At 44.7% G+C, this 10942-nt stretch carries 7 protein-coding genes and 1 tRNA gene; 6 read left to right on the plus strand and 2 right to left on the minus strand.

The features are described 5' to 3' along the window. Window positions 1-12: 12 nt before the first annotated feature. On the minus strand, window positions 13-2541 hold the full coding sequence (locus MU515_RS19220; RefSeq protein WP_260262019.1) for a class I adenylate cyclase: 2529 nt from the start codon (window positions 2539-2541) through the stop codon (window positions 13-15). 346 nt (window positions 2542-2887) lie between these two features. Between MU515_RS19220 and hemC the strand changes: the two genes are divergently transcribed. The 6 genes from hemC (at window position 2888) to MU515_RS19250 (ending at window position 10316) form a co-directional block, all read left to right on the plus strand. Beyond that, a complete protein-coding gene (gene hemC, locus MU515_RS19225; RefSeq protein WP_260262020.1) occupies window positions 2888-3826 on the plus strand; it encodes a hydroxymethylbilane synthase in 939 nt (312 codons plus the stop codon). 6 nt (window positions 3827-3832) lie between these two features. Then, entirely contained in the window at window positions 3833-4588 is a 756-nt protein-coding gene (locus MU515_RS19230; protein ID WP_260262021.1) for a uroporphyrinogen-III synthase, read from the plus strand. After that, entirely contained in the window at window positions 4578-5786 is a 1209-nt protein-coding gene (locus MU515_RS19235) for a uroporphyrinogen-III C-methyltransferase (RefSeq protein WP_260262022.1), read from the plus strand. The genes MU515_RS19230 and MU515_RS19235 overlap by 11 nt, the downstream gene beginning before the upstream one ends. Continuing rightward, window positions 5786-6967, plus strand: a complete 1182-nt coding sequence (locus tag MU515_RS19240; RefSeq protein ID WP_260262023.1) for a heme biosynthesis protein HemY — start codon at window positions 5786-5788, stop codon at window positions 6965-6967. The genes MU515_RS19235 and MU515_RS19240 overlap by 1 nt, the downstream gene beginning before the upstream one ends. 118 nt (window positions 6968-7085) lie before the next feature. Next, window positions 7086-7424, plus strand: a complete 339-nt coding sequence (locus tag MU515_RS19245) for a c-type cytochrome (protein ID WP_260262024.1) — start codon at window positions 7086-7088, stop codon at window positions 7422-7424. Between the two features lie 222 nt (window positions 7425-7646). Continuing rightward, entirely contained in the window at window positions 7647-10316 is a 2670-nt protein-coding gene (locus tag MU515_RS19250; RefSeq protein ID WP_260262025.1) for a DUF2339 domain-containing protein, read from the plus strand. 517 nt (window positions 10317-10833) lie between these two features. Here the strand turns inward: MU515_RS19250 and MU515_RS19255 are convergent. After that, a tRNA-Asp gene (locus MU515_RS19255) sits at window positions 10834-10910 on the minus strand. Between the last annotated feature and the right edge of the window lie 32 nt (window positions 10911-10942).

Genomic DNA, 10942 nt, shown 5'->3' on the forward strand with positions numbered 1-10942 from the left:
TTGATTCTGTAATTACGCGTTAACCGCGCGATTAGGCTTTACGTAAGAAGCGCCATCATTGCGATACGGCACAATGTAAGGGTCTTCATCCTCGTTGTGTACGATTTGATAGTACTGAGGCAAGTTGAAGTTAATGAACTTCGAGGCAACATTGTTTTCATCTTTTGCTGACGTGTAGAAGCTATTTACGCTAGCGATCATCTCATCTTTCTCGCCATTAAACTGATGGTAAACCTCAACGCGGTTTGACTCATCCAAAACGTAAATATTGAAACCTTGCTCAGTATCTTCAAAGAAGAACTGCACTAAACCTTCACTTGCGAAGCTATCGACGATTTCTGGCAGCTGATAATCCTGCTCTTTATCGAGCATTAACAGTGGCGAGCCTTTCAGCTTATTGGTTGAAATACTGCGGTAGAAATCGACCGAGTTTTCCAACATCTGTACCGAAACCCCACGACGCTCAAAGAACAAACCATACATTTGCTGTGCTATACGCAGTGCTTTGAATCGGCGACGCTTTTCTTGCTCAATAGGTTTCAAGCGTAAATCGATACATTCCGCCAGCAACTGATAAACCATATTACGCATCACGCCACGTAAATTTTTGCTGTAACAGAATACGTCTACGGATTCTGGCGGCAAAGCATCTTGGTGCATCTTACCGAGCACGGTTTTCAGTGCATCCAGCATCGCCGTTTCACCTTGGAAATGCAGTGTACGCACTTCATGCCAAGAGTTGCGGTAAACCAGATCAACACTGCCGACCAAACATTTCTGCTCAGGGCCGTAGCTGAAGATATCGATGTTCTTCAAATCGACTTTAAGAGATTTGGCGGCCAACTCAGAAGTTGGGTCATTCTCAAAGTTAATGAACATCGCTAGCTGGCTTATCTCACATGGGCTAGCCAGTGCTTGCATCGTTGGGCGACGTTTACGTAGCGAGAAGGTGTTACGTAAGTCACTCACCATTTGGTAGAACTTATCGATATCGATATGCGCGTCACGCACTACAGAATGCAAACGGGTTGATTCCGTAATCAAGCCATTAAAAAAAGCCCAAGCCACCAGCTTACTGAGGTATTCATTGTGCTCTAAATGCGGCTGACCAAGAATACGCTGCGGTTGTAGCGGCTGCTTGTACAAGTACCAACCCGGTAGATTAGTCCGTCCCGGGCGCACTTCAATAAAGGTAAGATCCGGTTCGTGTAAATCTGGCGAAATCTGCGGATTAAGCAAAGTGACTTTACTAGGCAGCACCTCAAAGGCCGCGTATAGCTTACGCGCCAATACACTGATGTCTTGCGGACTAATAGCAGAAGTAATGTCGTTACGACGCGCAAACTGAATTAAGTTGCGGTAGCTCAGCATCAGAGCATCAAGCAACGAATGGTGCACGACCTTAACTTGCTCAACTTTCCAGTTGCGACGGTCATCCAACTCCACCAGAACAGATTCGTCCCAGTTCCACTTCTGAACCATGTCGGTTAAAGCTTCACGACGCCATGCTTGCGAATTAACGCCCGGCTCACGAGACAGTTTTTCGTGCGTTTTTAGGTAGAAACAACGACGTACTAAATCTAAGCGAGTTTCATCACCGATACGCTCAAGGTAACGGGTCACTTTCTCTAGCATTAGATAGTAAGTATCCATACCGTAGAGATCAGGCTCATCGGCAAAGAAGCGACGTTTAGTATCTAAACTCAGTAATTGTGTATGAGGGTATTCCCACGAATACGCTTCGAGCAAAATCGCTTTCAGCACCGACTTATAAGGCGAGTCGATACTCTTATACAGTTGCCACAAATTCGAGCCAAAGTATTCCTCGGCTGGAATTCGATGTAACTGACCAAAATCGATCCATTGGCTGCAATCAATAATGCCTTTGCCACATAAATCGCGAACGTATTCGTCGTAACACTCTTCCATTTCTGGAGGCACAACCTGCCACAACAGTCTCTGACCTGCTAAACGCACTGCGCTACGGTAAAACTCATCAAGCAACAATAGGTGCTGTGAAGAACCACAGTTATCACCGGTCATCTCTTCTGAACGATTACTCTTGAAGCGATCCGCATCCATAATAAAGAAATTCGCTTCGACACCTTGGCTTTGCGCCCAATCAGTGATCAGCAAACATTTATTGTTTAGCGCTTCTCGATCCTCTCCCGACATCAATGGAGACACACACACCCAAATATCCAAATCACTGGAAGTGCTTTGACCGATTGAGGAGGTGCTACCCATAGTGTAAAGCGCCAGAATAGCCGGCGATTCATTGGTAGAAAGAGATTGACCAATCGTCAGTTCAGTATCTTCAACAAACTGCTTCTGCAGCTCATTTAACTCGAAACCATGAATACCATAAGGTACTTGTGAGTCATAAAAGCCAGGAATAACAGGATGATTGAAGTGAAGAAGAGTCGGAATAAGGTGGAAGACTCGCTGAGCTTGCAAATCCATAAGCGCCAGCGCGCGATCGATACGCTGCTGGTTTAAGTTATCTAGTCTTTGGATTAACTTCTCAGTGTAAGCCTGCAAGGTGAGTCCTTGGTTGAGTCCTATTAGGTGTTGTGACTATATTTTGTTCTAAAGAGCCAACAAAACGTGATCAATCTATCATTTTTATTTGAATTGGTAAAGAATTGTACGATCGATTCTACATTGTTCCGTTGTTCATATTCCGCCATTTACCCGTAACATAGTTTGGTATGTATCTGCTTTTTCTAATAATGACCTAGTTTATAAACGAGAGTTTCATCACACTATTTTGCGGATAATGTACTACGCCCAACGGGAATTTTATCCAACTTCATCTAGCAGTAAATTTTTTCGCCGTTGAGTGTTAGGATTAGTAAAAATCAAACTCTTTAAATTGCAGGCAAATATGACTCAATCATCACCAATTCGCATTGCTACTCGTAAAAGCCCTCTTGCTCTTTGGCAAGCTTACTTTGTTAAAGATGCCTTGCAAGCCGCTCACCCCGGTTTAGAAGTTGAGCTTGTAACCATGGTAACCAAAGGTGACATCATTTTGGATACCCCTTTAGCCAAAGTGGGTGGTAAAGGACTATTTGTAAAAGAACTGGAAGTTGCAATGCTTGAAGGTCGTGCCGATCTTGCAGTGCATTCGATGAAAGATGTACCAGTCGATTTTCCTGAAGGTCTTGGCCTCGTCACCATTTGTGAACGTGAAGACCCGCGTGATGCTTTTGTGTCGAATACTTATGCCGAAATTGACGAGCTACCACAAGGCGCGGTCGTTGGTACTTGTAGCTTGCGTCGCCAATGCCAACTAAAAGAATACCGCCCAGACCTCATCATCAAAGAGCTACGTGGTAATGTGGGTACACGTTTAGGCAAATTGGATGCAGGCGACTACGATGCCATTATCTTGGCAGCGGCAGGGTTAAAGCGTTTAGAGCTAGAAGACCGAATTCGCAGTTTCATTGAGCCAGAACAATCACTACCAGCCGTTGGCCAAGGCGCAGTAGGCATTGAATGTCGTTTAGATGACGAACGCCTACATAAGCTATTAGCCCCACTCAACCATACAGATACTGCAGACCGAGTGAAGTGTGAGCGTGCAATGAACCTAACGCTTGAAGGCGGCTGCCAAGTACCTATCGGCAGTTACTCGTTATTAGATGGTGACAACATTTGGCTGCGCGCGCTGGTTGGTGAGCCTGACGGTTCTAAAATCGTTCGTGGTGAAATCCGGGGCCCTCGCGCTGAGGCAGAAGCACTAGGCATTAAACTCGCCAATCAACTGCTTGATGATGGCGCACGTGAAATCCTAACTAAACTATACGCAGATCAAGAGTAATCTAGCATGGCGGTGTTGGTAACAAGACCGGGACAACAGGGGCAGGCACTTTGCCAACTATTAAACGACAAAGGTGTACCTGCCCTGCACCATCCTCTGATCTCAATTGAAGCTGGAGAACAACTCTCCAGCCTCAGTTCTATTCTTCATCAGTTCGACATCATCATAGCGGTCAGCCAACATGCCGTCGATTTTGCTCACACTCAGCTAAGCAATCACAAGCTAACTTGGCCAACTTCAGCCACTTACCTTGCCGTTGGTCAAAAAACAGCGCACAATTTAAGCAACTCATGCCATCAGACAGTACACTATCCACAGCTCAGCGATAGCGAGCATTTACTCGAAATGTCGCAACTTCAGCATGTAATTGGAAAGAAGATTCTGATTTTGCGCGGCAATGGTGGTCGAGAACTCATTTATGACACACTGATTGAACGAGGTGCCGAGGTAGAATATTGCGCAGTGTACGAACGGAAAAACCTCGCATTCCGCTCAGATTTGATGGTACCACTCTGGCAAGATAAGCACGTTACTCAATTAATTATTACCAGCTCGGGTCAACTTGAGCACTTTTGGCAACAAATCGACTCAAAATACCAAGGCTGGCTTTTACAATTAACGCTTTACGTTCCGAGTGAGCGTATTGCTATTGAAGCGCGACGTTTTGGCTTCTGTAATGTCATTAGTACAGGAAGTGCTTCAAACCGAGACTTATTGGCTACTCTCTGGCCAAATAAACAGGACGAAAACAATGACCAATAAAAATAGCAACGACAACGTTGAATCAGAGAAAGAAAAGGCTGTGGTAAAGGATACGCCTAAAGCGGAGACGCAACAGGCTAAAACCGAACAAGAGAAACCAAAACAAGAGCAAAAGGCAAAGCCTGATGCAAAACCTGCGCAACCCGAGCCAGTCAAATTTGAAGAAAAACAAGGCAAGCGCGGCGTTAAACTCGGAGCGGTCGCTATCGTATTATCGATCATCTTTGGTGGCGGTTTAACTTACCTTATCCAACAAAAAGATGCGTCTTACCAAGCTCAAATTGATGAGTTAAAAGCTCAACTCAAGCAGTCGCAAACTCAGTTACGCCAAGATGTTTCTGCCTCATCTCAATCTGCGGTCGCGAAAGCCAATCAAGTGGCAAGTGATACCGAAGTCGCTCTTGCTCAACAAAAAGCCGATATCAAAGGGCTACAAGTTGCGATTGCAGACGTAAAAGGTCGACGTCCAAATGACTGGCTACTGGCTGAGTCTGATTACTTAGTAAAGATGGCAGGGCGTAAACTGTTCCTAGAGCACGACGCAGTCAGCGCGACGCAATTGATGGAAAGCGCAGACCAACGTATCGCAGCCCTAAATGATCCAAGCCTGACACCTCTACGCCAAGCACTTGCAAACGACATTACTAAACTACGCAGCATTCCAATTATTGACCGTGATGGTCTAGTGCTACGCCTAACCGCTTTGCAGCAACAGGTTGATGCACTGCCACTGGCTAATGCCATTCTTCCGGAAGCAAAAGTAGAAGAACCAGAAGTTGTAAGCCAAGATATCAATGACTGGCAAAGTAACTTAAAAACATCGCTAAAAGATTTCTCAGAGAACTTTATTACGTTCCGCACCCGCGATGGCAACGTCATCCCATTATTGTCACCAGAACAGCACTTCTATTTGCGTGAAAACATCAAAGCGCAGCTAAGTACAGCGATCAAAGCCGTATACGGTGAGAAACAAGAGCTTTATGGCCTTGCTCTTACTACTGCTGACAAGTGGTCGAAGTCGTTCTTCAATCAAGATGACAATAACGTAATTGAATTCAATAACACGTTGGCGTTACTCAACAAGCAAGACATCCAAGTTGAATACCCGGTTAAGTTCGAAACACAGCAGATCCTATCTAACGTAATTTCTGAACGTTTACGCCGAGAGGTAACCACCCTTATCACGGAGGAAAAATAATGTTTCGAATCATTTTCCTATTCGTGATACTCGGTGCGGGCTTATATGTCGGCAGCGAATATTCCGGTCAGCAAGGGTATGTGCTGATTTCAATCGCCAACAAGACGATTGAAATGAGTGTTACTACGTTAGTGATCTTCGTTATCGCTACTCTAGCGGCACTGTTTGCGCTTGAATACCTAATTAAGAAAGTGTTTTACGCCAGTTCGGCAACTTGGAACTACTTCAGTATCCGCAAGATGCGCCGCTCTCGTCGCTACACCAATGAAGGGATCATTAAGTTATTAGAAGGTGATTTTAAAGGTGCAGAGAAGAAGGTCACTCGCTGGTCAAATCACCACGACATGCCACTGCTTTGCTACCTAGTGGCCTCTGAGGCCGCGCAAGGACAGGGCAACAAAGAACAGCGAGATCGTTATTTAGAGATGGCCTCTGCTCAAGAAAACTCGCGACTTGCCGTCGAACTGACAAGAGCAAAACAGCAATTACGTGAATCTCAATTTGAAGCGGCTTTCGCGACACTGTCTGATCTCAAAGGTCACTATCCAAACAATCCCGTTCTTCTAAACCTATTAAAAACCGTTTATTTAGAACTGAACCTTTGGGAATTACTGCTTAATCTATTGCCTAATTTAACCAAGGCGAAAATCATCACTAAAGAAGAGCAACAGCAACTGACCTTGCGCGCGCAATGTGGTTTGATGGCAGACATCGCAGAACAGAAAGGCAGCGAAGGCCTTATACTGCATTGGGATAGCTTGAATCGTAAGCTCAAAGCCGAGCAGCATTTGGTAGAGTGCTTCGCCAAGCAATTAATAGCCCGTAAAGCGGATGATCAAGCCTTTACTGTGATTAAAGAGAATCTCAAGAAGCATCCAAACTCTAACCTCTACAAACTCTTACCAGAAATGAACCTATCGGATAGCCATCCAGCAGAAGTGTTCTTAGAAGGCGTATTGCGAAAAGATGGCCAAAATGCAGAAGCTCATAGTGCTTTGGCGCAATTCCATCTTCGTGGTCAAAAATGGCAAGAGGCGCAGCAACACTTTGAGAAAGCGCTCGCGCTGCGTTCGAGTGTCTCAGACTATGCTTACCTAGCAGATTCGTTAGAAAAGCAGAACCTCACTAAGGCGGCACATGAGGTGTCGAAAAAAGCCCTTACCTTAGTAAGCCAAGCCTAATCACTGATAGAAAGACTAGCCGGCCTTTGCGCCGGCTTTTTTGAACTTAATATTCACCTTTCATTCATAGTGCATGACATACCATTACTTCATTCCAAGACGATTTGAGAGTGAAGCCATGCATAAACTATTATTTTCGATTGCCCTAAGCTTTGGGTTAACTCATCAAGCCATTGCTGAGCCTCTCGATGTCACAAGGGGCGAACAAAACTACAAAATGATGTGTACTTCTTGCCATGGGTCATTGGGCCACGGAGATGGCATTGCTAGTGAAGCGCTACCAGAAGCGCCATCCAACATTTACGATGGTCTAAATTCTTGGTTCGAATCTGAGGGTGAGCTTATCGATACCGTATTAAACGGTAATGAAGGAATGCCAGCTTGGGGAAGCGTTCTTGGTGAACATGACGTCAAAGAAATTTTCGCTTATATCCAGACCATTAATCAAACTAAATAATTAACCCCAACTCTGTGATTTCTCTGCAAATAAAGCCAATGTCACTTCATAAAATGAGATTGGCTTTATACTCTATGCACTCTGTTGTACCTTTAATAATACTAACCTAAATAGTTAGCTGCGTAATTGCTCGCCTTTTTTCGATCCTGTTTAAAAACTCTAGCACTACTGACGTTTTGACTGAGGCCTCCATTTCGTACGCTAAGATGCATGGATTGAGAAATGGAATTAATCTTTGTAGGCGCTCTGGCCATCATAGCGCTTGCCATTGTCACACCTATCATTGCTTTTAAAGCGAATGAAAAAGCCAACCGACTAGAACAACAACTTCGTCAACTTTATCGCGAAGTAGACCAGCTGAAATCACAAATTAAAGTACCGAAGCAAGAGGTGGTTCAGGAGACTGTTCCAGAAAGCATCGTTGCGAATGAACCTCAGCCAGAACCCCAACCTGCATTCAATTCTACTCCTGAAGAGAATCAGCCAAGTGTCGTAACTACTAAGGTAGAAATCGCTCCAGCTCAACCAAAACATGAGCCTAATGCCATTCATCAGTGGTTTGATAAATGCTTTGATCACATGCGTGACAACTGGTTAGTTTGGGTTGGTGGCTTAGCTATGGTCATCGGTGCGGGCTATTTGGTACAGGTCGTCGGTAGTAACTTTACCTTCCCGCCACTTGCTCGCGTGATGGCTGCAGCGGCAATCTCATTGTGTCTTGTCGCGATTGGCGAGTGGACACATCGTAAGATCAGCGCTATCTCAACCTCGTTTATCAATGACAAAGCTGACGCCTATATCCCTGCAGCTTTATATGCCTCAGGTATGAGTGGCTTCTATGCGACTGTCATTTTCTCTACCGTGGTATATCAGTTTTTTAGTCCGACAATTGCATTGATAGCAATGGCCTCATTGGCACTATTGTGTTTGGCACTCACTGCTCGCCTCGGCCCTTTGATGACAGCTTTAGGTCTATTTGGCGGATACACAGCACCATTTTGGATTGGCGGTAGCGAGCCCAATTATCTGTTGCTCTCTAGCTATATCTTAACCATTACACTCGCTGGGCTACTGACTAAATTCCGCAATAGAATTGAATGGCTTGCGTCTGCCATTTCAGTCGCTCATGGATTATGGCTATTCCTTATTGCCACCAGTATTCCCTCTGAGCAGATTATCTCTTGGTTCTTACTATTTATTCCGATTAGTAGCTACTTGCTGATTTTCACTCCAGTCATGGGTTGGAAATTGGATCTTCGCTTCAAGCCACATGCACGTTGGCCGTTATTCCATCCACTGATTCCATCAGTATTGCTAGCTGGCATCACTGCGCTAGTCATTGAACGTTCGCTCACTCTCAGCAGCGGTTATCTGATGACGTTTGTTTTCCCAGCACTTTTATTGCTCATACCCGCGTTCAAACGTCGCTTAACCCAAAGAGTTTTCTATGGAGTGACTTTAGTTGCGATCGTACAAATGATTGCTGCGGCAGTCGTCATCGCCAATGAGACATTGACCGGAGAAGTTTGGCTGGTATTCGCGTTCTTAATACTCATCGCCAGTGGCCGAGTCTATAGTCAGCATTTACTTGGTGACAAAAGCAAAATCGCCTATTGGATGGCGACGCTCACATTGCCAACCTTATTGACCACGACACTGATCTATCTGAATTTTGAGTTTATCCCTTACCTAGACAGCTGGGCTATTTTTAGTTTCACGGTTTTGGCACTTACGCTATTTGCGGCAAATAAACTTCAATACCTAGTTAAAGAAAGTGCTATTGCCGTTCATGTATTAGTCCTGGTTCTTAGTTACTGTTACCTAAACGTCGAACTGCTGCCATTGGCAATCGCGCTTCAGACCTTAGTGGCTTGTTGGCAGCAGAAAACCCAACTTTGCTCAATAGGGACCACCGCCATTAAAGCGATCATGACATTACTGATTGTTAAGATGTCGCTGATTCCATTCATACCACAGCTACAAATTACATTACTGCCTGATTGGCTTTGGGCCTTGACCAGTTTTGTTCCAGCCATCATCATTTTAGTCATCGCACGACAGCTGATTAATTCAATAGATCGTACTTTCGAAGAATGGTTTGATGCAGCCATTTTGCACCTAGCGGTACTTGTTACCTTTACCCAAACCAATTACTGGTTATTGGATAGTTATAACTTCCTCGCCGAAATAAGCTTCTACAGCGTTGCATTGTTTAGTTGCCAAGCGCTTACTCTATATGGTGTTTATCAAGCCAAACTGCGCATTACAACCAAGCTAAAGAGTTTTTATCATTACTATTCAATGGCGCTACTAGGTTTGGCAAGTGTCTTAATATTGGTGCAGAATACCGTTTATCAGCCACTAATTAATACGTACGTCACAGGGCAAGATTGGCCTCTGATTAACTGGTTGGCCATTGGGTGGGTCATCCCCGCTACAATTCTGATTGCGTTAACGCACAAAGGGTTATTTTCATCCCCAGTCAAAGCTTTACATCTTTACTCAGTAGCGGCTGGAATTCTCGGAGTCTGGGTTATCTGCTCTATTCGACAATTCTGGCAAGAGGGTGACATCACACTCAATCAGCCAACTGGAATGGCCGAGATGTTCAGCTATTCCATTGCGATCATAGTGGCGGGCGCAGGCACAACTTACATGGGCGTAAAACTACACAAAGCAATCATACAAAAAGTTGGATTAGTGATGCTTGGTGTTGCGGTCTGTAAAGTGTTCTTACTTGATACTGCGGCATTAGAAGGCATCTGGCGTGCAATCAGCTTCCTTGGCCTTGGTGGTTCACTCATTGCCCTAGGTTGGCTATTCCAACGCTTACATTACCGTTCGCAACGTAAAAAAGCAGAGAGTAATGAGACTGTAAACTCTGTCGAGTAATACAGTGAGTTATTGCAGTTCTAAGCCCGCTATTGAGCGGGCTTTTTATTTGTCTTCGTATAAAGAACTGGTCACATAGTGTTGGAAGGTCGATTCGAAGAGGTTGGCTAAATGAGCCTATTTGTCACCTTAAGCACGACGGTAAGATAAAGGCCTTCCAAGTCTATTAGAATCAATTACGCACCGCGAAATCCCGTTAAATAGTTCGATTCAAGGCTTCTAAGGCCGCAAGTCTTGCCTTGCGAGTGGTACTAGTTGATGACGCACATCGTTTGTATAGTGATCTAGAGTCTAAGGCTGATTCTGGATAACTATATGAATAGTCGTTATTTAAAACAGACAAAAGCTGTTACTGAAAGGGGTACTTGATGCGCTGTAAAACGACAAAAACCAGTCCGAAGACTGGGTTTCTAAATGCATGCGAGATAGGTAAATGTCTAATTATAGATTCATTCCGTACATACCACGCAAACGAAAAAGCCCTAGCATTTCTGCTAGGGCTTTGTCTTGAAATAAGTGGCGGAGCGGACGGGACTCGAACCCGCGACCCCCGGCGTGACAGGCCGGTATTCTAACCAACTGAACTACCGCTCCGCACTGGTTAGACTCTTGAGTCTAAATTTAAA

Origin of the sequence: Vibrio intestinalis, from assembly GCF_025195085.2 — a bacterium.
Classification (GTDB): Bacteria; Pseudomonadota; Gammaproteobacteria; order Enterobacterales; family Vibrionaceae; genus Vibrio; species Vibrio intestinalis.